The sequence below is a fragment of the Yeosuana sp. genome, assembly GCF_057126245.1.
This window is the reverse complement of the sequence record NZ_DBNGMQ010000077.1, coordinates 153,806-177,906: the sequence shown is the minus strand read 5'-3', so window position 1 is coordinate 177,906 and position 24,101 is coordinate 153,806. Positions and strand designations below refer to the sequence as shown.

The following is a 24,101-nucleotide window of genomic DNA, read 5'->3' as shown; positions in this document are numbered from 1 at the left end:
TCACTTGAAAAAGTGATGTGCTAAAAGTTTACAAATAATTGGATATCACCATATATTATGGCAAGAAAACAAGATAAGAATACAGTACAGAGATTTAATAAGATCTCAATTGGTTTAGCGTCACCAGAATCTATTTTAGCAGAATCTAAAGGTGAAGTTTTAAAACCAGAAACTATCAATTATCGAACTCACAAACCAGAGAGAGATGGTTTGTTCTGTGAGCGTATTTTTGGTCCTGTAAAAGACTACGAATGTGCTTGTGGAAAATATAAACGTATACGTTATAAAGGAATTGTATGTGATAGATGTGGGGTTGAAGTAACTGAGAAGAAAGTGCGTCGTGATAGAGTAGGACACATCAATCTTGTTGTTCCTGTAGCTCACATTTGGTATTTCCGTTCTTTACCGAACAAAATAGGTTATTTATTAGGCTTACCATCTAAGAAATTAGATATGATTATTTACTATGAACGTTATGTAGTAATTCAACCTGGTAATGCAAAGAATATTGATGGAGAGCCATTGCAAAAAATGGATTTCTTAACGGAGGAAGAATATTTAAATGTTCTTGAATCACTTCCACAAGACAACCAATATTTAGAAGATACAGATCCAAATAAGTTCCTTGCAAAAATGGGAGCCGAATGTTTAATTGAATTATTATCAAGAATTGATTTAGAAGCCTTGTCTTATGAATTGCGTCATAAAGCAAACACAGAAACTTCTAAACAACGTAAAACAGAAGCATTAAAGCGTTTACAAGTTGTAGAATCTTTACGTGAGTCTAACCAAAATAGAGAGAATCGTCCAGAATGGATGATCATGAAAGTGGTTCCTGTAATTCCACCAGAATTACGTCCGTTAGTACCGTTAGATGGTGGTCGTTTTGCAACGTCTGATTTAAATGATTTATATAGAAGAGTAATTATTAGAAATAATCGTTTAAAGCGATTAGTTGAAATTAAGGCCCCTGAAGTAATTTTACGGAATGAAAAACGTATGCTTCAAGAATCTGTAGATTCATTATTTGATAATACACGTAAGTCTTCTGCAGTTAAAACAGATTCTAATAGACCATTAAAATCATTATCGGATTCATTAAAAGGTAAACAAGGACGTTTCCGTCAAAACTTATTGGGTAAACGTGTTGATTATTCTGCACGTTCTGTGATTGTGGTTGGACCAGAATTAAAATTATTCGAATGTGGTTTACCAAAAAATATGGCGGCAGAACTTTACAAGCCTTTTGTTATTAGAAAACTGATAGAAAGAGGTATTGTTAAAACAGTTAAGTCAGCTAAAAAAATTATTGATAAAAGAGAGCCAGTGGTTTGGGATATCTTGGAAAATGTCCTTAAAGGACATCCGGTATTACTAAACCGTGCGCCAACTTTACATAGATTAGGTATTCAAGCATTTCAACCAAAACTTATTGAAGGTAAAGCAATTCAGTTGCATCCATTAGTATGTACTGCGTTTAACGCGGATTTTGATGGTGACCAAATGGCTGTTCATTTACCTTTAGGACCAGAAGCTATTTTAGAATGTCAATTATTAATGTTGGCATCTCATAATATCTTGAATCCGGCTAATGGATCTCCAGTAACCGTTCCTTCACAGGATATGGTTTTAGGGTTATATTATATGACTAAATTGCGTAAATCTACGCCTGAAGCACCTGTTCAAGGAGAAGGTTTAACTTTTTATGCGCCTGAGGAAGTTGAGATAGCTTTTAATGAAAAGAAAGTTGATTTAAATGCTGCTATTAAAGTAAGAACCTTAGATATTAATGCAGATGGGAAATTAGAGCCAATGATTATTGAAACAACGGTTGGACGTGTTTTATTTAATCAAAAAGTGCCTCAAGCTGCCGGTTACATAAATGAGGTCCTTACCAAAAAGTCTTTAAGAGATATTATTGGTAATATTCTTAAATTCACGTCTGTTCCTGAAACAGCTGAATTTCTCGATGAAATTAGAACTTTAGGATTTAAGTTCGCATTCCAAGGAGGTTTGTCATTTAGTTTAGGTGATATTATTATTCCACCAGAAAAAGTAGATATGATTTCTGCTGCAAATAAGCAAGTTGATGGTATAATGGGTAACTATAATATGGGACTTATTACTAACAACGAGCGTTATAACCAAGTAATTGATATTTGGACATCAACTAATGCAGCGTTAACTGAGTTGTCTATGAAACGTATTCGTGAAGATCAACAAGGGTTTAACTCTGTGTTTATGATGCTTGATTCTGGGGCTCGTGGATCTAAAGAACAGATTCGTCAGCTTACAGGTATGCGTGGATTGATGGCAAAACCTAAAAAATCTAATGCAGGTGGTGGAGAGATTATTGAAAATCCAATTCTTTCTAACTTTAAAGAAGGACTTTCAATTTTAGAATACTTTATTTCTACGCACGGTGCTCGTAAGGGTCTTGCCGATACAGCTCTTAAAACCGCTGATGCTGGTTATTTAACTCGTAGATTAGTTGATGTATCTCAAGATGTTATTATTAATACTGAAGATTGTGGTACACTAAGAGGAGTAGAAGTTGAGCCATTAAAGAAAAACGATGAAGTGGTTGAAACACTTGAAGAGAGAATCGTTGGACGTGTTTCTTTAAATGATGTTTATGATCCTATTACTGAAGAATTATTGGTGTCATCAGGTCAATTAATTGAAGATGATATCGCTAAAGCTATAGAAAAGTCACCAATTGAAAGTTTAGAAGTACGTTCCGCATTAACATGTGAAGCCAAAAAAGGAATTTGTGCTAAATGTTACGGACGTAACTTAGCAACAGGTAAAATGGTTCAACGAGGAGAAGCTGTTGGTGTAGTTGCCGCACAATCTATTGGAGAACCAGGTACGCAGTTAACACTTCGTACATTCCACGTAGGTGGTATTGCAGGAAATATCTCAGAAGAAAATAAACTTGCTGTTAAATTTGATGGTATTGCTGAGATAGAGGATCTTAAAACAGTGAAAGGCGAAGATAACGAAGGAAATATAGTTGATATTGTAATTTCTCGTACGTCAGAATTGAAATTGATTGATAAAAAATCAGGTATTACTTTAAGCACAAATAATATTCCTTACGGATCAAGTGTTTTTGTTAAGAGTGGTGATACGTTGAAAAAAGGTGATGTAGTATGTTCATGGGATCCATATAATGGTGTAATCATATCAGAATTTGCAGGTCAGGTTAAATATGAAAATATTGAACAGGGTATTACATATCAGGTAGAAATTGATGAGCAAACAGGATTCCAAGAAAAAGTTATTTCAGAATCTAGAAATAAAAAGTTAATTCCAACACTTCATGTTGAAGATGGAAAAGGAAATGTTTTACGTTCATACAATTTACCAGTTGGAGCGCATTTAATGATTGAAGACGGTGAAAAAATTAAAGTTGGTAAGATTTTAGTTAAAATACCACGTAAGTCCGCAAAATCAGGTGATATTACAGGAGGTTTACCACGTGTAACGGAATTATTTGAAGCACGTAATCCATCTAATCCTGCTGTTGTTAGTGAAATTGATGGTGTGGTTTCTTTTGGAAAAATAAAGAGAGGTAATCGCGAGATTATAGTAGAATCAAAATTAGGTGAAGTAAAAAAATACTTAGTAAAATTATCTAGTCAAATTCTTGTTCAAGAAAATGATTACGTTAAAGCTGGTATGCCACTTTCTGATGGTTCTGTAACGCCTAATGATATTTTAAATATAAAAGGGCCTTCTGCGGTACAACAATACTTAGTAAATGAAGTACAAGAAGTGTATCGTTTACAAGGTGTGAAAATTAATGATAAACACTTTGAGGTTGTTGTAAGACAAATGATGCGTAAAGTTAGAATTATAGATTCTGGTGATACTCTATTTTTAGAAGATCAATTAGTTCATAAATCAGATTTTATTGAGCAAAATGATGAAATATTTGGTCTTAAAGTTGTTGAGGATCCTGGAGAATCTCAAACTGTTAAAGCTGGTCAAATTATTTCAGCATTTCAGTTAAGAGATGAAAATTCTATTCTACGAAGAGAAGACAAAAACCTAATAGTTGCAAGAGATGCACAATCTGCAACAGCAACACCAATTTTACAAGGTATAACAAGAGCTTCACTTCAGACTAAGTCATTTATATCAGCAGCTTCTTTCCAAGAAACAACAAAAGTTCTTAATGAAGCAGCAGTAGCTGGTAAAATTGATGATTTAGAAGGACTAAAAGAAAATGTTATTGTAGGACATAGAATACCAGCTGGTACAGGAATGCCTAAATATACTAACATCATAGTTGGTTCTAAAGAGGAGTTTGATGAAATGATGCAGGCTAGAAAAGAAGTAAATTATAATTAAAAAAAGATTCCCACAATTGTGGGAATCTTTTTTATAAATATTTAATCCATGGCAGAAGATAAAAAGGAACCCAAGCAAGGACAAATTAATATTGAGTTAGATGAAGCGGTAGCTGAAGGAACGTATTCTAATTTGGCTATTATTAATCATTCGGTATCTGAGTTTGTTGTTGATTTTGTTAATATTATGCCTGGTGTTCCAAAAAATAAAGTAAAGTCTAGAATTATTTTAACGCCACAACATGCTAAGCGATTGCTCAAAGCGTTAGGAGAGAATATTGCAAGGTTTGAAAATGCTCATGGTGAGATTAAAGATTATGAGCAACCACCAATACCTTTAAATTTTGGACCAACCGGACAGGCTTAAAATAAAAAAATCCCTTTAAAATATTTAGAGGGATTTTTTATAATTTATTAATAACGCTAACAGCTTTAACTCGCTTTCTTTTTTTTATTCTTTCTGTATTTTAATGCACCAGAAGGACATCGCTTTATTTGATTAATTATTTTATTAGTTTCTGAATTGTCTAAGTTAATCCATGGGATTATAGATGTTCTAAATACAGATGACAACTCTTTGGCACATTTTTCAGCATGAATGCAAATACGAGGTTCAAAGGTTACGGTAATATCAGAATTACTAAATTCGTTTTCAAAAGAATCCATAAAGTTTATATTTGGGGTTATGAATTATTAATTTGATAATATTAATATATTATTTTAATAATAAATCATTGTTATTATTCAAAAATTGCGAATACTTAATTTATTTCAAAATTATTTCGTTAACAAGTTAGAATTCTGAGGTAAAGTGAAATTTTATACTAGGGTATTTCTGTTGGGTCATTTGTAATGAAAACGCTGAATCTGCCAAAAACACTAATTGGTTTTGTTTGTCTTTAGCCAAAAACCGCTGTTTTACTCTAATGAATTCTTTATACTCATCACTCTTTGAGTTTTTTGGGTCAACCCAACAAGCTTTATACACATTCAAATTTTCATACGTACATTTCGCTCCATACTCATGTTCAAGTCTATATTGTATGACTTCATATTGTAAAGCACCAACCGTTCCAATGACTTTTCTGCCGTTTAATTCCAATGTAAATAGCTGGGCAACACCTTCATCCATTAATTGGTCAATTCCTTTAAAAAGTTGTTTCGATTTTAATGGATCTGCATTGTTTATATATCTAAAATGTTCAGGTGAAAAACTAGGAACCCCTTTATAGTTTAATATTTCTCCTTCTGTTAGCGTATCTCCAATTTTAAAAGTACCAGTGTCTTGTAGTCCGACAATATCACCAGGAAATGATATATCTACAATTTCTTTCTTTTCAGCAAAAAAAGCATTTGGGCTAGAGAATTTTACTTTTTTGTTATGTCTTACATGTAGATATGGTGCATTGCGTTTAAATTCACCGGATACAATTTTAATAAACGCTAAACGGTTTCTATGATTAGGATCCATATTGGCGTGTATTTTAAATACAAAACCAGTAAATTTATCTTCATCAGGTTTTACTAAACGTTCTTCACTTTGTTTAGGTCTTGGCTTGGGTGCAATTTCAACGAAACAATCTAATAACTCTCTAACTCCAAAGTTGTTTAATGCAGACCCAAAGAAAACAGGCTGTAGATGTCCGTTTAAATACTCATCTTTATTAAACGTTGGATATATGCCGTCAACAAGTTCTATTTCTTCTCTTAAAGTATTTGCCGCTTTATTACCAATCAATTTGTCCAATTCCGGAGATGATAAATCTGAAATTTCGATGGTTTCTTCAATATCTTTTCTGCTATCACCACTAAAAAGATTGACATTTTTCTCCCAAATATTATAGATTCCTCTAAAGTCATACCCCATACCAATAGGGAAACTTAAGGGTATTACTTTTAATCCTAATTTTTGCTCAACTTCATCTAATAAATCAAAGGCATCTTTTCCTTCTCTATCCATCTTGTTTATAAAAACAATCATGGGGATGTTACGCATTCTACAAACTTCAACTAATTTTTCTGTTTGTTCCTCGACACCTTTGGCAACGTCAATGACTACAATAACGCTGTCAACAGCGGTAAGCGTTCTAAAGGTGTCTTCAGCAAAATCCTTATGCCCTGGCGTGTCTAAAATATTAATTTTGATACCTTTATATTCAAACGCCAATACAGAAGTTGCAACAGAAATACCACGTTGACGCTCAATTTCCATAAAATCACTAGTAGCCCCTTTTTTAATTTTATTGCTCTTAACGGCTCCAGCCTCTTGAATAGCCCCTCCAAAAAGGAGTAATTTTTCTGTTAACGTTGTTTTTCCCGCATCTGGATGCGATATAATCCCAAAAGTTCGCCTTCTATTTATTTCCTTAATAAAACTCATATTCTCTATAACAAATCGGTAGCAAAGATACTATTATTAGCGTCAATAAGAATAATTGATAAGCAGGCTTTTTAAATTTATCATAAGATTGATGTTTTTATCATTTTACTTGGTATTTTTGTTCTATTATGAAAGAAGAAAACGTAATTTTAGTTAATGAAAACGATGAGCCAATTGGACTTATGCCTAAAATGGAAGCTCATAAAAAGGCGCTTTTACATCGAGCATTTTCGGTATTTATTTTTAATAAAAAAAATGAATTGATGCTTCAGCAACGTGCTTTAGATAAATATCATTCACCAGGATTATGGACTAATACGTGCTGTAGTCATCAGCGAGAAGGAGAAACCAATATTCAAGCTGGTAGACGCCGTTTAAAAGAAGAAATGGGGTTTGTTGTAGAACTGCAAGAGTCAATTTCTTTTATTTATAAAGCACCGTTTGATAATGGTTTGACTGAACATGAGTATGACCATATTGTGATAGGTAAATATGATGGATATCCAAAAATAAACCCAGAGGAAGTAGCAGATTGGAAATGGATGTCTTTAGAAGATATTAAAAATGACATGGATAAAAATCCACAATTATATACTGAATGGTTTAAAATTATTTTTGAAAATTTTTATCAACATATAAATATATTAGGCAATGAAAGTAACAGTTAGTAGAAGAGCTCATTTTAATGCTGCCCATAGATTGTATAGAAAAGATTGGAGTTTTGTAAAAAATGATGAAGTATTCGGCTTATGCAATAATCCTAATTATCATGGACATAATTACGAATTAATAGCTAATGTTACGGGTGAAATTGACCAAGAAACGGGTTTTGTGATTGATGTTAAAATTTTAAAGAACATTATAAAGTCTGAAATAGAAGATGCTTTTGATCATAAAAATTTAAATTTAGATGTCCCCGAGTTTAAAGACTTAAACCCAACTGCAGAAAATATAGTTGTAATCATTTATAATAAGATAAAGGCTAAATTGGAAGATAAATTTGATTTAGAGGTGGTTCTTTATGAAACCCCTAGAAATTTTGTGACCTATTCTGGACAATAATTAGCAGCAATTCTAAGGAATTAAATTCTCATCGAAATTAATGCACTATTACAAGTTAATGTGTAATTTTGCAACAAATAAAATTATTAAATATGGCAAATGTTAGAGACCTAAAAAAGGATATTAATTATGTTTTAGGCGATATTATTGAAGCAGTTTATGTTTGGGAATATTCAAACACAGATAAAGACACAAAAAAAAGTGAAGAAATTATAGATGAAGCTATTGGCACCTTTGACACTTTAATTGCTAAGGTAAACGATAGAAAAGTTGAAAACAAAAAAGCACATTTTAAAGCAGTTAGTTCTGAACTTGAAGAAAAAGGAAGAGCACTTATTGAAAAAATCAATAAACTAGGGTAAATATTTATCGAACCTATTGCAAATATAATTTTTGAGATTATATTTGCATCCGTTTAAAAGGCCGATGTAGCTCAGCTGGCTAGAGCAGCTGATTTGTAATCAGCAGGTCGTGGGTTCGAGTCCCTCTATCGGCTCGTTAAAAAGTTCAGTTACATACTGAATTTTTTTATTATAATATATTTTGGTATCACACATTGGTTTAAAGTTTTACTTTAGACATATCAATCTTTATTGCCTTTAAGCCATGAAAAAAAGCCTTTCTTCTTTTTAAAAGTTTTTTTCTTCGAATCGGTACTAAAAAGGCGTTTAAAGAAGCCATCTTTTTTTGCTAACTCACAATCTAAATCTTCTATTACGTCAATTGAAGGTTTCTCAAAAGTAGCCTTAGTAATGGCGTTGTATTTTTGATCCTTATTTAATAGTTGTAAGTAGTTTGCGAAAATTGGAAGTGCAGAATTAGCACCTTGACCAATAGATGTATTACTAAAACCAATTTGCTGATTATCATTTCCTACCCAAGTTATAGTCACTAAATTTGGCATGATTCCAACAAACCATCCATCTTTATTGTCCTGGGTCGTTCCTGTTTTACCTGCAATATCATTATTAAAGCCATAAGAGCTTCTTAGCCGTTGTGCAGTACCATTATTGACAGTTGCCTTTAAAAACTCCAACATAACCTGTCTGGTGTAGTCACTAAAAGCCTTTTTAGTTGGTTGTTTCGTGTTCAGATCATTGAATGACGCAATAGTATGACCTTCTTTATCTTCAATTTTTGTGATAAAAACAGGAGAGGTCACTTTACTATCATTGACAAAACACGTATAGGCTTTAACCAGCTCTATTAAACTTAAATTTGAGGTGCCAAGGGCAATTGAAGGAACCTCTTCTATGTTACTAGAAATCCCCATATCTTTTGCCTGTGCAATTACATTATCGATACCGGTTTCATGCAGTACCTTTACAGCAATGGTATTTATTGAGTTACTCAATGCCTTTTCTAACGAATAATTCATATCATCATCTTCTGTGTCTGAGGCATTTATTGGTGTCCAATCGTCGTAATCAGTATATGTGATTGCTTTAGAAGAAAAATACGCACAAGGTTTCATGCCAGATTCTAAAGCAGCTGTATAAACAATTGGTTTAAAGGTTGAACCCACCTGACGTTTGCTTTGTGATACATGATCATATTGAAAAAAATGATAGTCAATACCCCCAACATAAGCTCTTATAGCACCCGATGTGGGATCTATCGATACGAGTCCAGAATTTAAAAATTTCATATAGTATTCTAGGCTATCTAAAGTTGAAACGGATTTTATTATATTTCCATCCCATGAGAATAACTCTTTTTCTTGATGTATTTTTAAAGAGTCTTCAATATCGGTTTCTGTTATGTTTAAAGCTTTTAAGGTCTTGTATTTTTTTAAACGTTTTTTAGAGGCTAAAAAAGCAGGTTTCTTTTTTAGCCATGGAGCATGTTGTCCATAAGCTTTTTCATAAACACTTTGTAATTTAGCCATGTGTTCCCGCATTGCAATTTCAGCATAGCGTTGCATGGTATAGTCTAATGTCGTGTGAATTTTAAGCCCATCTTGAAAAATGTTATAAGTTTCACCATTTGGTTTTTTAAACTTATCTTGTTGAAGTAAGCTGTCTAATTGTTTTTTTATTTCAGCTCTAAAATAAGGAGCTATGCCTTCATTAGGAGCATAATATTGATAATCCAATACCATATCAATAGCTATACTTTTTGTAATTTCGTCTGGACTTAAGTACCCATATCTTTCCATTTGTGTTATAACTACATCTCTTCTTGAACGGGATTTTTCAGGGAATAATCTTGGGTTATAGCTATTATTTGCCTTTAATGACCCTATTAAGGTTGCGGCTTGAGAGATATTTAGTTGTTTTGTGTGAACGTTGAAAAATTTAAGAGAGGCACTTTCGATGCCATAGGTGTTATCAGGAAAAGGTACCGTGTTTAGATAAAACGTAAGAATATCTTCCTTTGAATAGATGTCTTCTATTCTTGAGGCAACAATACTTTCTTTTATTTTATTTATAACAATACTTAATGGCCCGAAATCTCTTCTACCAAACAAATTTTTAGCCAATTGCAAGGTAATGGTACTTCCTCCTCCAGAAGATGTATCGCCTGATAAAATGGTTTTAAAAAATACGCGGAACAGACTTTTGGTATCAATACCATGATGTTTATAAAATCGAGCGTCTTCAGTAGCTATTAGAGCGTCGATGAGATGTTGAGGAAAATTAATATATGAAATGGATTGTCTATCATAAAAATAGTATTTTCCAATAAGCGTATTATTGACATCTAAAACTTGCGAGGCTTGACTTTGTTTAAGGTCTTTTAGTTGATTTATAGAAGGTACTTTTCCCCAAAAGCCAACATATATACTTGCTATAAACACTACATTTAAAACGATTAAAGCTAATAAGCCTTTAACTACGTATTTAAACCATTTGTTTTTTAATAGTTTATTTAATAACATATATTTATTAAAAAAATAGAAGTTACAATGAAGCCAATTTTTAATTTACTTTCAAATAATAATAAGGACTATAACCTTTAGTAAGTATATAAAAAAAAGAATAATGTTATTTAAGGTTGCTCTGTGTTTTTTATAGACTCAATGAATGATTGCAGCTCTTTTCCATATCTAGAGGCTTTAACCTTTGGTGCTAACGAGTTATTAATAGTGTCTAAGTATTTAACTTGAGCATTATATAATTCAGAAAGTGCTAAATAAGGGGCAACTTCACTGTCTTTATTGTTTAAGGCGAAATTTACAGTGTATAAGTATTTTCTTTTTAATAAACTTTCAGACACTTTTTGAATGCTATCAAATTTGGTTGTATCACCATTTTGTTGAGCTTCAAAATTTTCCTTTATAAGATTAAGATTTCGTTCATTAAAGCGAGACATCATTAGTTTATAGTCCTCCCAAGTTTTTTGTTGAACTGAGCCGTTTATTTTTGCATCAAAAACAAAGTTTTTTAGGCTTGTGTTTATTTCTGTAACTCCTTTAGCTGCAAAAAACGGAATCCTGTCGTTTTCACTACTATTTTTATCTAAATATAAAAAGAAGACTTCGGGAGATTCTAAATCACTATATAGTTCAAATTCAGAAACACCATTTACAGCAAACGAGTCAACTGTTATTAAAGCTGTATCGTTTACTTTTTTAAGATAAACAGTTCCTTTTTTTAATCCTTTAATGTTTGTTTTAACCGTTAAATCATGCTGTTTTTCACCACATGAAAATATTATTAATAAGACGAATAAAATAGATAGTTTTTTTATTAACATAAATATGATTTAGAAAGCAAATATCCTATAATTATAGATTTAAAAAAAATTAAGTGATGACAATATTTACAATTAGCTTATAGATGCTAACTCTAATAAAATAGTACATAAAATTGCGCCAACTGTTCCAATGGCATAGCCGCAAACAGCCAATAAAACACCTACAGTTGCTAATGATGGATGAAAAGCTGAAGCAACAATAGGAGCAGAGGCTGCACCACCAACATTAGCTTGACTACCAACAGCTAAAAAGAAGTAGGGTGCTTTAATGAGTTTGGCAACTAAAATTAATAAACCAGCATGAATGGTCATCCAGACAATTCCAATAAAAATTAATCCAGCATTATCAAATATTTGTGTTAAATCCATTTTCATTCCTATGGATGCTACGAGAATATAGATAAATACACTTCCAAATTTACTTGCGCCTGCACCTTCATAATTTTTGGCTTTTGTAAATGATAATAGGATGGCAATTAAAGTTGAGATACTTATCATCCAAAAGAACTCAGACCCTAAAAAGGTAAAAATATTTCTGGTTGTTGCAGATTCAATTCCTACTATAAGACTTTCAAAATAAGGAGCTAAATAACCAGCAAAAAAATGTGAAAAACTTACAGCACCAAACGCAATGGCAGCCATAATCATTAAATCTGTTAACGAAGGGTTTCGTTTTACTTTATTACTGAAGGTTGATACTTTTTCTTTTAGGGCTTCTATAGCGGTATTATCAGCATTTAACCATTTATCAATACGGTCTGATTTTCCAATTCCTATTAATAATATGGCCATCCAGATATTTGCAACAACGATATCAACAAATACCATACCTCCATATAGTTTTTGATTATAGCCATAAATTTCAAGCATCGCTGTTTGGTTTGCACCACCACCAATCCAACTTCCTGCAAGCGTCGATAAACCTCTCCAGACGGCATCTGGTCCTGCGCCACCAACCGTTTCTGGTGATACCATAGAGATTAGTAATATGGCTATTGGGCCACCAATGATTATACCTAATGTACCTGTAAAAAACATGATTAAAGCTTTCCATCCTAAATTAAAAACGGCTTTTAAATCGATACTTATAGTCATTAATACTAAAGCTGCGGGTAATAAATATCTACTAGAAACATAATATAAATTTGTACTATGTTTTATAGTCTCTCCAGAAGCGTTGATTGTTTCCCATTCTGGAGCTATTAGTCCCACCGTTGTAAATAAAGAGGGTATCATATAGGCTACAAATAAACCAGGAACTATCTTGTAGAATTTATGCCAAAATCCAGATGTTTTAGACTCTGTATAAAAAATGAACCCTAAACCAAGCATTAATAAGCCAAATACAACAGTGTCGTTTGTAAAAAGTGGAGAATTACCCATTATTTTTTTTTGATAAAAATACCAAAATATTATTACTAAAATAATATTAAGCTATTGTTTTGGCACAGTCATTGTACTAATAGAAGTAATTACATTAAATATTTAAAAGTTTATTGAGTGGTTACTTTAAACTTAAGGCATGTAATTATAATTTTGGTTGGTTAGTAAAAAAGCATCTCTTAAGGATGCTTTTTTTGTATTTTTATTTGATAAAACTTATTATTGTTTCTATCAGAGTCGGTGATATTTTTCTCATAACTTCATTATATGATTTTGAGTTTTCTAAATTATCACCCTCTATGGTTACTAAAACATGATTCATGTTTTCAATTAATTTTAGAGTTGAATTAGCTGCTGATTCATTAAGTAAGTTGGCTTCTTTAACATCTACTTGTAAATCCTTTGATCCATTAATTATTAAAATGGGTATTTGAAGGTTTTTAATTTCTTCTTGTGGATTGTATTTCATCCAATTCATCATAAAAGATTGGATGTCTATATTGAATACAGATGCTAACTCTGGAGGATAATTATCAGTTTTTTTACCTTTTTTTAAAATATTAAATATTCGTTTAGTATCATTTAAAAAAATAGGATATGTTTTTTCTATTTGTTCAATCACAATATTATCAATTGATTGTCCTGCACCAGAGATAGAAATAAATCCATCTACCATGTTTTCTTCAGCGGCTAACATACCAACTAAGCTTCCTTGGCTGTGCCCTAATACATATATATGATTATAGGCTTTATTATTAAAATATTTTATAACTGAACTAGCATCTTTAACAAAATCATCAAACATAATGTCGCGATCTACGCTACCAGTTTTTAATTGCTTTACTACACGTTTATCGTATCTAAAAGTTGCTATGTTATTATTAGAAAGTGCTTCGGCTAATTTTTTTAATGAATTATTTTTTAAAAAACTTTGATTTCCGTTTCTGTCCGTAGGACCAGAGCCACCAATAATAATAACTAAATTTGGTTTTTCAATTTCTTTAGGAAGTAAAAGTGTACCATCAATTAAGTAATTAACTGAAATATCTTGAGATGTAAAGTTGCTATCCTGGGAAAATGTTCTTAAAAAACCAAAAAGTAGAATAATAAATATCTTTGTTTTCATTTTTAATAACTTAATTATAGTTTATGTCGTTATAAACTGCGTAATCATTTAGTTTATTATTTGATGGTCTAAAAATATATTAAAATTAAGTATTGACTATGATTATTTTTAATAATTATAATCATTTTTTGATGATGTACTTTGTCAATAAACAGACGTTTTTATCTACAAATGTTAAAATAACATGTATTTCGTCGAATAAAAATACATTTAAACGTTTTTATTTAAATTTAATTATACATTTGATGTGTACTAAGAATTAAACTTTTTAGTTCAATGGATTAATTAATTAATATTTGCATTATGTAATAGATATAGAAACCCTAAATCTATCTTCATAATAAAAAGCAGATTAATGGAAAACCGAGATTGAGGGATCTCGGTTTTTTTATGCTTAAATTTTTTATGCTTTTAAAAATATTTCACTCTTCTTTGAATTTGAATAATTACCTTTTTATCTACAAACGTTAAAATAATATGCATTTCATCGAAAAAATATACAGTTAATCGTTTTATTTTAATTTTAATTATACATTTGACGTGTACTAAGAATTAAACTTTTTAGTTCAATGGATTAATTAATTAATATTTGCATTTTGTAGTAGTTATAGAGACCCTAAATCTATCTTCAAAATAAAAAAGCAAATAGACGAAAAACCAAGATTGAGGGATCTTGGTTTTTTTTTATGCAATAATTCTAAAAGTTAAATTAATTCGTTTTCCTATCTCTTTTTGGGTTTTAGGAAGTTGATGCAGCCAATGGGTTTGAGTAAGTCCTTTCATTATTAATAAACTACCGTGATTTAGAAATAGCTTAGCTTTAAGACTAGGTTGGTGTTTATGTTTAAAATGGAAAATACGTTCTGCTCCAAACGTAACAGACGCTATAATAGGTTGCTTTCCCAATTCTTTTTCATTATCTGCATGCCAACCATTACTGTCTTGTCCGTTTCTATATAAATTTGCCAAACAACTTGTAAAGCTTGTTTGAGTTTCTGTCTCTATTTGTTCTTTAATTTGGTTGAGTTCCTTTGTGAATGCTTTTGGGTAAAGGGTTAAATTCGAATAAGAGTATGGGTTTTTATTATTCGCATATAACGCAGTTAACCTAGGTTGTAAATAGGTTTTTCCAAACACTTTAATAGTGTCTTTTTGCCATTCAATATCTTTTAATAATGTTTTAAAATAAAAATCTGATAATTCTTGGCTAAAGAAATTTTTGTAGTACACTACGTCAGCATCTTTCATATTTAATTTAACGGCATCGTTGTAAAACATTTTAGCTATAATATTTGTTTCATGATATTAATTTCTTGCGTTTAAATTTACGTATATATTATATCCGAAAATTAATTTTTTCTAATTTAGCGCAAATGGATGTTTTTATGAAATCTAGATTGTTTTTGTTAGTCTTTGTTATATCTTTTAATGCATTTCCACAATTACCTGATGGTTTCGTTTATGTAGAGGATGTGATACCAGATATAACTGTTGAATTAAAATATTATACGTCAAATAATTTTGTTGGTAAAACCATTAACGGATATCAATCAAATACGCTTATTTTAAGTAAGGAAACAGCGGATGCATTAAGGAAAGTTCAGGAAGAATTAGAAGAACAAAACTTATGTTTAAAGGTATATGATGGTTATCGGCCTCAAAGAGCTGTGAATCATTTTATGACTTGGGCTAATGATTTAAATGATACTATAAATAAACACCTGTTTTATCCCGATGTTAATAAAAAAGATTTATTTATTGAAGGCTATATTGCAAAACGATCAGGGCATAGTAAAGGAAGTACTCTCGATTTGACTATTATTGATGGCAATACAGGAGAACCCCTAGATATGGGGAGTCCGTATGATTTTTTCGGACAAAAATCTTGGCTAAATTTTGAGGGGATTACAGAAAAACAAAAAGCGAATAGGAAATTATTACAACAAGTAATGCGAAAACATGGTTTTAGAAATTACCTAAAAGAATGGTGGCATTTTACATTAAATCAAGAACCATTTCCAGAAACGTATTTTGATTTTATTATAAAATAAAAAAACTGCTTTTAAAAAAGCAGTTTTTTTAAGTTAGTTTGATAATTAACTTATTCTTTATCTAAATTCTTGGTCATATTAAAGCCTATATATAGACCAACACCAGCCATTAAAAATATAGTAGCAGGATATACTGAGTCTGAGTCTAAATTTGAATAGGTATCTAATATTGAAGCAATAAAAGTTCCAACACCTATTCCCATTAATAATAAGGCAAGGTTTAAGATTAATACTTTCCAAATTGGTGCGGTATGACCTTTTCCTTTCATAAAAATACTTGCATCTGCGCCTTTTTCTATAAGTGCTAAACGTTCTTTGTTTCGAGTAGAAAGGTATAAGTAAAATATACCAAAGACAGCCGCAAACATAATCGGTACTATAATTAATTCTGATCCCATAATTGTTTGTTTTTAATTGTTTGTTTTTAATTGATTATTTTTAATGTGTTCATAGCTTATGACGACGCTAAATATATTTAGGTTACATTTTTTTATAAAAAATATTTTTATTTGATGTAACCTTAGGTCTGAATAAGTCGTCTTATTATTAAAATGACCACCAACGATCAACATTACATCAATTTAATTCTTAAGGGTGATGCGAATGCATTCTCCGTAATAGTAGATCGTTATAAAGATTTAGTATTTACATTAACCATAAGAATGCTAAAGAATAGGGAAGAAGCAGAAGAAGTTTCTCAGGATACATTTATAAAAGTATTTAAGTCGTTAAATAGGTTTAAAGGTGATTCAAAATTTTCAACTTGGATTTATAAGATAGCTTATAATACGAGTTTAGATAGATTGAAAAAAAATAAAAAGCATTCAAACGATGTGGCTATAGATGAATTTACGGAGCATGAACTAAATACAATAGATAATGCTTTAGTTAACTTAGAAAATAAAGAACGAGAAAAGACTATTCAAGATTGTATAGCATTATTGCCAAGTGATGATAGTTTTTTAATAACTTTATATTACTTTGAGGATCAATCCTTGGAAGAGATGTCTCAAGCTATGGGGCTTACACCTAACAACGTAAAAGTAAAATTGTTTAGAAGCAGAAAAAAGTTAGCATTTATTTTGAAACAAAAATTAGAACCAGAAATAATTGAACACTATGAAAGAGGCAGATAAGCATTTAGAGAAATTAACAGAGAAAGTATTAAAAAATGCACCATTAGAAAGGCCATCTTTTCATTTTACTACATCTGTAATGTCTAAAATTGAAACTTTAAATAATAGTGTAACGGCATATAAACCATTAATATCAAAAACAGGATGGTTTTTTATTATTGCATCCCTATTATCACTTACAATCTATTTGATTTTTTCGACAGAAACAGCATCACCAAGTTTAATAAGTTCAATGGACTTTAGTGTAATTTTTAATAATAAAATCCCTAATGCATTAACAAACTTTACATTATCTAAAACATTTACTTATGCAATTGCTCTATTTGGTTTGATGCTCTGTGTGCAAATTCCGTTTTTAAAACATCATTTTAACCAACGTTTGGAACGTTAAAAGATTAATACCAGCGCTTCTTTTTCTTCTTACTAGCTTCGCTTTTTCGCCCTTTTTTATATTTACTCTTTCCAGGAGTTTTATGAATTTCTTTTTTTGCTTTTGGGTCTAAAGGATATGGATGGTCTTCAACCACATCTAGTTGCATTTGAATAAGTTGTTGAATGGTGGTTACATATGTTTTTTCATCAGCAGAACAAAAAGAGTATGACGTTCCCGTGTTTCCTGCTCTTGCAGTTCTGCCTATTCTATGAACATAGGTTTCTGGTACATTTGGTAAATCAAAATTAATAACAGCATCTAAATGGTCAATATCAATACCACGAGCTGCAACATCGGTAGCTATTAAAATATTTACTTGTTTGCTTTTAAGTTGTTTTAAAGCAGTTTGTCTATCATTTTGATTTTTATCTCCATGCAAGCTTGTTACTTTATAACCATTTTTTAAAAGGGTTTGTTCTAGTTTCTCAACACCAAATTTTGTGCGTCTAAAAATAAGAATACTTCCTTTTATTGTATTTCGTAGTAAGTGCAAGCACAATTCTATTTTATTGCGTTTTGGCACATAATACAACACTTGATTGACGTTTTTTGAAGTAGATGAATTTGGAGTTACTTCAACGCGTTCTGGGTTATTTAAAAGTGTATTAGCTAATTGTTCCACTTTAAATGGAATAGTAGCTGAAAATAATAGAATCTGTTTTTCATTTGAGCAAAGACGCTCAATTTTTTTAACATCGTCAATAAAACCCATGTCTAGCATCAAATCGGCTTCGTCCAAAACTAAGATTTCAACATAATCTAAATTTACAATGTCTTGTTTGTGTAAATCAAGTAAACGTCCAGGGGTAGCAATTAAAATGTCAACGCCCTTTTTTAAAATATCTATTTGTGGTTCAATAGAAATACCTCCAAAAACAACTGTCGTTCTTAAATTAGTATAGGTGCTGTACGCTTTGAAGTTAGCTTCAATTTGTGAGGCCAATTCGCGAGTAGGACTTACCACCAAAGCTTTTATTTTTTTACTTTTTTTTGATGTATCTTGCTTATTAAATAATTGTTGTAAAATTGGCAAAGCAAAAGCTGCCGTTTTACCAGTACCTGTTTGAGCAGATACAATAACATCTTTTTTGTCTAATACAAAAGGAATGGTTTTTTCTTGAACCAACGTTGGATTATCATAGCCAGCTTCGGCAATTGCTCTTAAAATAGGTTTATTAAGTTGTAAGTCTTTAAATGACATGAAAAGTTATTTCGTACAAAGATAGTTTAAAATAAAAACTACATATTATATGTTATTAAAAAGTAACCAAATGGATAGTGCTTACTTTAAATGCTTTTTATAACCAATGATTAATGTTTTAAAAGGAGTTTCCTTTACGATGGGTTTTGTTATATAATCTACACAACCTATTTTATAACATTTCTCCTTTTTATCTGGTATAGCATACGCTGTTTGTATGATGACTTTCGCTTTCGGATTAATTTTTTTATATGATTAAATTTGTCTTCCAAATTTTTAATTAATTTGGAAAGGTGACATTCCCCAATAATCGGTTTAAGACTATTCGATTGGATTTTAGAAATATCAACTAAGTTATCTATAAAATTTAAAAGTTTTTTTGAGTTTGATTCAATAATTTCAATATAAAATTTTCTCTCTTGAATGGTAAGATTCTCGTTCTTTAAAAACTCTTTAAAACCAATTATACTATTTAAATTTGTCCTTATTTTGTGACTTATATTAATTAGTACTCTTAATTTAAAGGTATAATCTTATTTTATTAATGGATGACAATATTTGTTAGTTTAATTTATTAAATAAATATGCTTGTTTTTTATTTTTATATTAAACTATTTAGTTAAAAGAATTGCTAATTTTTTTCTCTTTTTTAAAGGAATAGCCTCATTGATAATGACTCTTTCTATTAGATTTTTATCTTTTTCTTTTGAAAACAGTAGGTTAAAAAATTGAAATGTCGTTAAGCTGTTTTGTGCTTGATCAATAAGCAGAAACTCATCACCATTTTTTACAAAGCCTTCTTTTAATACACGCACGTAAGTGCCAGACAAACCATTATCTATAAATTGTTTAAGCACAGATTGACTGCCAAATTTATATGCAAATTTAAAACAGGGTTCTCTGGGTTGCGTAATTTGAACTAATGCATCGCCAATTTTATATATATTCCCAATGATTAATTTCGTTTCATCAAGATTAGAAACAGTTAGGTTTTCTCCAAACATTCCATAATTCCAATCTAGATTAGGATATAATGTCTTCCAATATTCATAATGATTTTCAGAAAACAAATAGCAAGCTTTAAATTCACCGCCATGAACTTTTTTATCTGAGATTTCATCACCTTTTACACTATCTTTATGCAAATAAATTGGTTTTTTTGTGGGTGTTTTATAGATGCCTGTAATTACCTTTTCATTATTCCAGATAATGGTAGTTGGTTTTGCTATGTTTGTAGAGATAATTTGCATACCTTAAATGTAACAAAAAAACCACCTTGTTTTTTCAAGGTGGTTTTTTAACTAGATTTATTGAGTTTTTTAATCTAGAACGGTTACTAAATCTTCTTTACTTTTTCTTACTTTAGAAAGGTGACCCAACCAATCATTTTCACTATCTCCATAGCTAACGGGAAGCATGACACAACTTCTAAGTTCTTTTACCTTTAGATATTTCAGTTAATTTATATTCATCAAATTTACTAGAACTCCTTTAGGTTATAAATGTTGAATTTATCGGGTTTGTAATTGCGACAGCAGCAAATTCCAATGGATTATTATAGTCAATTATTGTACCTGTAATATTTTGAGACCAATGAATCGTATAACGCAGCATTAATAGAAGCAAGAACCCTTTACAAATAATATAATTGGTTCGTTACTATGTATTAAAATTTAAGTATTTAAGCCGTTTGGAGTTAAATTATAATATAGAGTTATCGCTCTTATTTTCCTCTTTCTAATCTTAATGTTAAAAAGAAGAAAATAAGAGCGATTAGAAATTTTTCTAATCTAAAATAATTTTGAAATAGTTTTGATTAACGATATCTTGAATTAAAATGCTCCAGAATCACAGTACCATCTAATTTGAGTTCCATCACCATCTATAATCATATAATAATCGGTTGTTATTTTTTTGCCTTTTTGGGTAATATTAAAAACTCTCTTCTCATTTTCATAAGGATTATAAGGTAGATTGTGTCTCCATATTTCCTTGATTACATAATTTTCTCCAGTGGTTTCTCCAACGGCATCTACCTTCATATTTGAATGGTAGAACTTTTTATTTATAACCTCATGCCATGCATAAGTCAATATTAACTCTTCCCCTGCACATGGACAGTAAAAAGAACCTTCACCATAATCAACTTGAGAAGAATTTCCTTGAGCATTTACATTTGTTGTTATAAAAAAACAAGAAACAACAAGACTTGCCATTAATAATTTTAAATTTTTCATCATATTTTAATTTTAAATTTGTGTAATAAAATTAAACAGAATAACGGATTGAAATGTATCAACTCTGCTGCAAAAACTTATACGTTTTGATGTAATTGTTGTAATTATGAAGTATTTAACTATTTTAAAAGATAAGAAAAGATTTATCTATAATTTTTGCATAGACAATCAAATCTTTATAGTTTCTGAAATCAAAATGATAAAAAGCTGTTTCAGAATATACTAAAACAGCTTATACTAATTTTAATAATTAATCAAAATTTTATGGGTTAACTTGAATATTTCCATTTACGATATTATCCATTGGAGCACCTGGCCAATCACCGCAGTAGTAAAAATCAAAATTCCAATAACCTGAAAATTGATCAATGGAGGATGTGCCTTCGCCATTATCCCTTACCTTAAACCATATTTCCGTTCCAACTGGAATATCACCAAACACACTTCCACTTGCAACTTGTGTCATATACCCAGCCATCGCTGCTGTATTATCATCAATAAAAATCAAGCAATCAATAGTACCGTGTGTTCTTAATTCTGACCCTGGGGCATGCGCTTCATAAGAACCGAAAACATTACCGTCGGCATCTTTTATTGCATGAAAGGCAAAACTTTCGAAACTCCCATTCCAAATTAATCCGGCCTGTCCGCTTGCAAATGAAACTTTCTTTTTTGAAAATGTTTTTTCAAGGATTGTTTTACTTACTTCCTCATTTTGAGGTATGTTTAAGTCGTCCTGTGAGCAGCTGTTAAAAGTAAAAATCATTGCAATTGCCAGCGCATAAAAGCACAATTTGTAAAGTTTAGTTTTCATAACTATAATATTTAAAGTTTATACATTAAAATTAAATAGAATAGCTTCTTGCAAAGTATTAACTGTGCAGCAAAACCTTATGCTTTTTGATATAAAAATTATAATTAAAAAGCATTTAATTATTTAAAATGGGAGAGAAAAGGGTTAATCTTTAAAATTAGTGTCAAAAGGTTTCATAAGGAAATTAGTATTCATTGTTACCCCTGTTTTATTTACCAGTCGTTTAAATCTGGGTTCTATATGTAGGCTTTTGAACTCAGGTCTAAATAACATTGTAGGTAAATATTCAAAGTGATAATTATAAGCAATTTCCAGATATTCTAAGGCTTCTTCTTTTTCATCCATAAGCATGTGCACTTGTGCCGTTAAAATAGGGTAGGAGCAATACTTTGGATTACTCGTCTTGACATTAGAAAGCCAGAACCTAAAAACATTCTCCATGGGTTCTTCATTATAGGCTTTTACCATTTCATAGTTACCCCGAATTTCTTGTAACTTTATGAAGGAGTTCTTCGAATCATTTCTTTGCCCGTTGAGATATTGAACGAATCCTAATTCACTTAAAACGCTTCCATAATTTGGGAAAATTTCCAGCACTTTGTGGAATTGTCTTATGGATCTTTCATAGTCGTTGGCCATACTATAAATGACACCAACCCAAGTTCCTATATATGGATTCATTGGATCGAGTTTTTCAGCAACTAATGCTTCCTTTATGGCCATATCAAAATTATTATTCAACAAATAATAATCAGATAACAACTTATGTCCATAAGCATTGTTGGGGTCTAGTTTAAGGCCTTTTTCCACCAAATTTTTCATTTCCTCCCAATTCCAGTCACATTTCCCTAAGATATTCCCTTTGGTAATATAAGCTGCTGCTAAGTTATTATCCAGTTCTAATGCTTTTTTGATGGCGTTCCTACTTTTTTCTCTGTTTAGAGGCTTTTCTTCGTTATTGTTTATGAATTTATTTAAAGTTAGATAGGCCTCTGCTAGTGTTACATGGGCAGGTGCAAAGCTTGAATCCAGCGCGATCGATTTTTGCAAGTTCTCTATGCAACTAATCATAGTTTTATCAGATTGTTGATTCCATAAATGAAGGCCTTTTAAGTAATAGGTGTAAGATTCCATATTAACTTTATAAATATTAGGAACTATATCTATTGGCGAAACTTTTGCGTTGATCTCTTTCGAAATTTGGTTTGAAACGCTACTAACAAGTTGTAAAATATTTTCGAACTTCTGATGGTAACTTTCTTGCCAGATGTGTTTTTCTTCAGGGAAAGGCTTTATAAGTTGAACGATTACTTTTATGCTGTCTCCACCAAATAAAACGGAACCCTCTAATAAATAATCTACATTAAGCTCATTCGCTATGTCACTGGAAAGTTTAACACCTCCCTTATAACTCATCGAAGAAGTTCTTGATATAACCCTTAAAGCGTCAAATTTTGATAACTCTAATGTTATGGCTTCCGTAATTCCATCTACAAAGTACTCTTGGTTGTTATTATCTGATAGATTTAAAAATGGCAGTATGGCAATTGAAGCTGACTGAAATTTTGTTTCTTTTAGTTGGTTAATTGAATTGCTATATAAGAAGTAACCAACAACAGCAATAATAATTACGGGTATCGTATAAAATAATTGACTTAATTTATTTTGATGAACTTTTTGGGTAACCTCGACCTTTGTTATACTTTTAATTATATCGCTGCCTTGATTTTTAAATTCTCCAGGAGTAAAACCAAAACGATTAAGGAAACACTTACTAAAATAAGAGGGGCTGCTAAATCCTACCAGATACGATATTTCAGACGCCGTATAATTAGAATTCTTAAGCAGTTGGGCCGCTTCTTCCAAGCGTATTTCCCGAATTAAATGATTGGCGGATTTACCTGTTAAGGATTTAATTTTTCGCAATAATTGTGACCTGCTCAAACCTATTTCAGAGGCTAACTGGCTAACACTAAATTTTTCCTCTTTAATATGTTTCAGTATGGATTGCCGGATATTATTTAGAAAAATATCATCCATCACTAAAATAAAAACTAATTCAATTTAGTTTATAGGAATCAATTTACAAAAAAATAATTGGACCTTAGTGGATTGCGAGTTTAAAATTACATTGTATAATAGGAATTCTATGAACTTATAAATAATTTATTTCTTTAGGATTACTATAAGACTCAAATATTGTAGTATTGACGTTAGAATA

The 24,101-nt window shown here is 30.8% G+C and carries 22 protein-coding genes and 1 tRNA gene; 9 read left to right on the top strand and 14 right to left on the bottom strand.

Going from position 1 to position 24,101, the window contains the following annotated elements; genetic code table 11:
* Window positions 1-57: 57 nt before the first annotated feature.
* Both rpoC and AC15TD_RS10530 read left to right on the top strand, forming a co-directional pair.
* Entirely contained in the window at window positions 58-4,359 is a 4,302-nt protein-coding gene (rpoC, locus tag AC15TD_RS10535) for a DNA-directed RNA polymerase subunit beta' (RefSeq protein WP_484452105.1), read from the top strand.
* A gap of 48 nt (window positions 4,360-4,407) precedes the next feature.
* A complete protein-coding gene (locus tag AC15TD_RS10530) occupies window positions 4,408-4,725 on the top strand; it encodes a DUF3467 domain-containing protein (protein ID WP_484452104.1) in 318 nt (105 codons plus the stop codon).
* A gap of 65 nt (window positions 4,726-4,790) precedes the next feature.
* Here the strand turns inward: AC15TD_RS10530 and AC15TD_RS10525 are convergent, their stop codons facing one another.
* Window positions 4,791-5,024: a (4Fe-4S)-binding protein gene (locus tag AC15TD_RS10525; RefSeq protein WP_484452103.1), complete on the bottom strand. Its 234-nt coding sequence runs from the start codon at window positions 5,022-5,024 to the stop codon at window positions 4,791-4,793.
* Window positions 5,025-5,151: 127 nt separating this feature from the next.
* Window positions 5,152-6,738, bottom strand: a complete 1,587-nt coding sequence (locus AC15TD_RS10520; RefSeq protein WP_484452102.1) for a peptide chain release factor 3 — start codon at window positions 6,736-6,738, stop codon at window positions 5,152-5,154.
* Window positions 6,739-6,866: 128 nt separating this feature from the next.
* Here AC15TD_RS10520 and idi point away from each other — a divergent pair, with 128 nt between their 5' ends.
* From idi to AC15TD_RS10500, 4 genes are all read left to right on the top strand, one after another.
* Window positions 6,867-7,406, top strand: coding sequence for an isopentenyl-diphosphate Delta-isomerase (gene idi / locus AC15TD_RS10515; RefSeq protein WP_484452101.1), 540 nt, complete (start codon window positions 6,867-6,869; stop codon window positions 7,404-7,406).
* Window positions 7,390-7,800: a 6-pyruvoyl trahydropterin synthase family protein gene (locus AC15TD_RS10510; protein WP_484452100.1), complete on the top strand. Its 411-nt coding sequence runs from the start codon at window positions 7,390-7,392 to the stop codon at window positions 7,798-7,800. Before idi ends, AC15TD_RS10510 begins: the two co-directional genes overlap by 17 nt.
* Before the next feature lie 92 nt (window positions 7,801-7,892).
* On the top strand, window positions 7,893-8,162 hold the full coding sequence (locus tag AC15TD_RS10505; protein ID WP_484452099.1) for a hypothetical protein: 270 nt from the start codon (window positions 7,893-7,895) through the stop codon (window positions 8,160-8,162).
* 60 nt (window positions 8,163-8,222) lie between these two features.
* Window positions 8,223-8,296 (top strand) — tRNA-Thr (locus tag AC15TD_RS10500).
* Window positions 8,297-8,383: 87 nt separating this feature from the next.
* Here the strand turns inward: AC15TD_RS10500 and AC15TD_RS10495 are convergent.
* The 5 genes from AC15TD_RS10495 to AC15TD_RS10475 form a co-directional block, all read right to left on the bottom strand.
* Window positions 8,384-10,681: a transglycosylase domain-containing protein gene (locus AC15TD_RS10495; protein ID WP_484452098.1), complete on the bottom strand. Its 2,298-nt coding sequence runs from the start codon at window positions 10,679-10,681 to the stop codon at window positions 8,384-8,386.
* Window positions 10,682-10,791: 110 nt separating this feature from the next.
* Window positions 10,792-11,499, bottom strand: coding sequence for a DUF4369 domain-containing protein (locus AC15TD_RS10490; protein ID WP_484452097.1), 708 nt, complete (start codon window positions 11,497-11,499; stop codon window positions 10,792-10,794).
* A gap of 72 nt (window positions 11,500-11,571) precedes the next feature.
* On the bottom strand, window positions 11,572-12,882 hold the full coding sequence (locus AC15TD_RS10485) for a DUF819 family protein (RefSeq protein WP_484452096.1): 1,311 nt from the start codon (window positions 12,880-12,882) through the stop codon (window positions 11,572-11,574).
* A 202-nt stretch (window positions 12,883-13,084) separates the two neighbouring features.
* The gene (locus AC15TD_RS10480) at window positions 13,085-14,008 is read right to left on the bottom strand and encodes an alpha/beta hydrolase (RefSeq protein ID WP_484452095.1); all 924 of its coding nucleotides are present in this window, start codon (window positions 14,006-14,008) and stop codon (window positions 13,085-13,087) included.
* A gap of 684 nt (window positions 14,009-14,692) precedes the next feature.
* A complete protein-coding gene (locus tag AC15TD_RS10475) occupies window positions 14,693-15,256 on the bottom strand; it encodes an alpha-ketoglutarate-dependent dioxygenase AlkB family protein (protein ID WP_484452094.1) in 564 nt (187 codons plus the stop codon).
* A gap of 137 nt (window positions 15,257-15,393) precedes the next feature.
* On the opposite strand from AC15TD_RS10475, the gene AC15TD_RS10470 reads away from it, so the two are divergent.
* Window positions 15,394-16,059, top strand: coding sequence for a M15 family metallopeptidase (locus AC15TD_RS10470; RefSeq protein WP_484452093.1), 666 nt, complete (start codon window positions 15,394-15,396; stop codon window positions 16,057-16,059).
* 50 nt (window positions 16,060-16,109) lie between these two features.
* Here AC15TD_RS10470 and AC15TD_RS10465 read toward each other — a convergent pair whose 3' ends face one another.
* Window positions 16,110-16,457 carry a DUF6249 domain-containing protein gene (locus tag AC15TD_RS10465; RefSeq protein WP_484452092.1) on the bottom strand — a complete coding sequence of 116 codons (348 nt, stop codon included), beginning with the start codon at window positions 16,455-16,457 and terminating at the stop codon, window positions 16,110-16,112.
* A gap of 153 nt (window positions 16,458-16,610) precedes the next feature.
* Here AC15TD_RS10465 and AC15TD_RS10460 point away from each other — a divergent pair, with 153 nt between their 5' ends.
* Together AC15TD_RS10460 and AC15TD_RS10455 are read left to right on the top strand one after the other, a co-directional pair.
* Window positions 16,611-17,195 carry an RNA polymerase sigma factor gene (locus tag AC15TD_RS10460; RefSeq protein WP_484452091.1) on the top strand — a complete coding sequence of 195 codons (585 nt, stop codon included), beginning with the start codon at window positions 16,611-16,613 and terminating at the stop codon, window positions 17,193-17,195.
* Window positions 17,179-17,586 (top strand): hypothetical protein, encoded by a 408-nt coding sequence (locus tag AC15TD_RS10455; protein ID WP_484452090.1) that lies wholly within the window; start codon window positions 17,179-17,181, stop codon window positions 17,584-17,586. Before AC15TD_RS10460 ends, AC15TD_RS10455 begins: the two co-directional genes overlap by 17 nt.
* A gap of 4 nt (window positions 17,587-17,590) precedes the next feature.
* Here AC15TD_RS10455 and AC15TD_RS10450 read toward each other — a convergent pair whose 3' ends face one another.
* The 6 genes from AC15TD_RS10450 to AC15TD_RS10425 all read right to left on the bottom strand — a co-directional run bounded on the left by AC15TD_RS10450 (window position 17,591) and on the right by AC15TD_RS10425 (window position 23,920).
* On the bottom strand, window positions 17,591-18,829 hold the full coding sequence (locus AC15TD_RS10450; protein ID WP_484452089.1) for a DEAD/DEAH box helicase: 1,239 nt from the start codon (window positions 18,827-18,829) through the stop codon (window positions 17,591-17,593).
* Window positions 18,830-18,996: 167 nt separating this feature from the next.
* Entirely contained in the window at window positions 18,997-19,335 is a 339-nt protein-coding gene (locus tag AC15TD_RS10445) for a histidine kinase dimerization/phospho-acceptor domain-containing protein (protein WP_484452115.1), read from the bottom strand.
* A gap of 105 nt (window positions 19,336-19,440) precedes the next feature.
* Window positions 19,441-20,079, bottom strand: a complete 639-nt coding sequence (locus AC15TD_RS10440) for an MOSC domain-containing protein (protein WP_484452088.1) — start codon at window positions 20,077-20,079, stop codon at window positions 19,441-19,443.
* Between the two features lie 582 nt (window positions 20,080-20,661).
* The gene (locus AC15TD_RS10435) at window positions 20,662-21,069 is read right to left on the bottom strand and encodes a hypothetical protein (RefSeq protein ID WP_484452087.1); all 408 of its coding nucleotides are present in this window, start codon (window positions 21,067-21,069) and stop codon (window positions 20,662-20,664) included.
* A 259-nt stretch (window positions 21,070-21,328) separates the two neighbouring features.
* Window positions 21,329-21,880 carry a hypothetical protein gene (locus AC15TD_RS10430; protein ID WP_484452086.1) on the bottom strand — a complete coding sequence of 184 codons (552 nt, stop codon included), beginning with the start codon at window positions 21,878-21,880 and terminating at the stop codon, window positions 21,329-21,331.
* Window positions 21,881-22,024: 144 nt separating this feature from the next.
* On the bottom strand, window positions 22,025-23,920 hold the full coding sequence (locus tag AC15TD_RS10425; RefSeq protein WP_484452085.1) for a helix-turn-helix domain-containing protein: 1,896 nt from the start codon (window positions 23,918-23,920) through the stop codon (window positions 22,025-22,027).
* Between the last annotated feature and the right edge of the window lie 181 nt (window positions 23,921-24,101).

Coding starts and splice junctions, on each gene's coding strand:
- AC15TD_RS10520 (WP_484452102.1), bottom strand. CDS start 6,738: ATGAGTTTTATTAAGGAAATAAATAGAAGGCGAACTTTTGGGATTATA.
- AC15TD_RS10425 (WP_484452085.1), bottom strand. CDS start 23,920: ATGGATGATATTTTTCTAAATAATATCCGGCAATCCATACTGAAACAT.
- rpoC (WP_484452105.1), top strand. CDS start 58: ATGGCAAGAAAACAAGATAAGAATACAGTACAGAGATTTAATAAGATC.
- AC15TD_RS10475 (WP_484452094.1), bottom strand. CDS start 15,256: ATGAAAGATGCTGACGTAGTGTACTACAAAAATTTCTTTAGCCAAGAA.
- idi (WP_484452101.1), top strand. CDS start 6,867: ATGAAAGAAGAAAACGTAATTTTAGTTAATGAAAACGATGAGCCAATT.
- AC15TD_RS10460 (WP_484452091.1), top strand. CDS start 16,611: ATGACCACCAACGATCAACATTACATCAATTTAATTCTTAAGGGTGAT.
- AC15TD_RS10455 (WP_484452090.1), top strand. CDS start 17,179: ATGAAAGAGGCAGATAAGCATTTAGAGAAATTAACAGAGAAAGTATTA.
- AC15TD_RS10435 (WP_484452087.1), bottom strand. CDS start 21,069: ATGATGAAAAATTTAAAATTATTAATGGCAAGTCTTGTTGTTTCTTGT.
- AC15TD_RS10490 (WP_484452097.1), bottom strand. CDS start 11,499: ATGTTAATAAAAAAACTATCTATTTTATTCGTCTTATTAATAATATTT.
- AC15TD_RS10495 (WP_484452098.1), bottom strand. CDS start 10,681: ATGTTATTAAATAAACTATTAAAAAACAAATGGTTTAAATACGTAGTT.
- AC15TD_RS10530 (WP_484452104.1), top strand. CDS start 4,408: ATGGCAGAAGATAAAAAGGAACCCAAGCAAGGACAAATTAATATTGAG.
- AC15TD_RS10430 (WP_484452086.1), bottom strand. CDS start 21,880: ATGAAAACTAAACTTTACAAATTGTGCTTTTATGCGCTGGCAATTGCA.
- AC15TD_RS10440 (WP_484452088.1), bottom strand. CDS start 20,079: ATGCAAATTATCTCTACAAACATAGCAAAACCAACTACCATTATCTGG.
- AC15TD_RS10525 (WP_484452103.1), bottom strand. CDS start 5,024: ATGGATTCTTTTGAAAACGAATTTAGTAATTCTGATATTACCGTAACC.
- AC15TD_RS10470 (WP_484452093.1), top strand. CDS start 15,394: ATGAAATCTAGATTGTTTTTGTTAGTCTTTGTTATATCTTTTAATGCA.
- AC15TD_RS10510 (WP_484452100.1), top strand. CDS start 7,390: ATGAAAGTAACAGTTAGTAGAAGAGCTCATTTTAATGCTGCCCATAGA.
- AC15TD_RS10465 (WP_484452092.1), bottom strand. CDS start 16,457: ATGGGATCAGAATTAATTATAGTACCGATTATGTTTGCGGCTGTCTTT.
- AC15TD_RS10505 (WP_484452099.1), top strand. CDS start 7,893: ATGGCAAATGTTAGAGACCTAAAAAAGGATATTAATTATGTTTTAGGC.
- AC15TD_RS10450 (WP_484452089.1), bottom strand. CDS start 18,829: ATGTCATTTAAAGACTTACAACTTAATAAACCTATTTTAAGAGCAATT.
- AC15TD_RS10485 (WP_484452096.1), bottom strand. CDS start 12,882: ATGGGTAATTCTCCACTTTTTACAAACGACACTGTTGTATTTGGCTTA.
- AC15TD_RS10480 (WP_484452095.1), bottom strand. CDS start 14,008: ATGAAAACAAAGATATTTATTATTCTACTTTTTGGTTTTTTAAGAACA.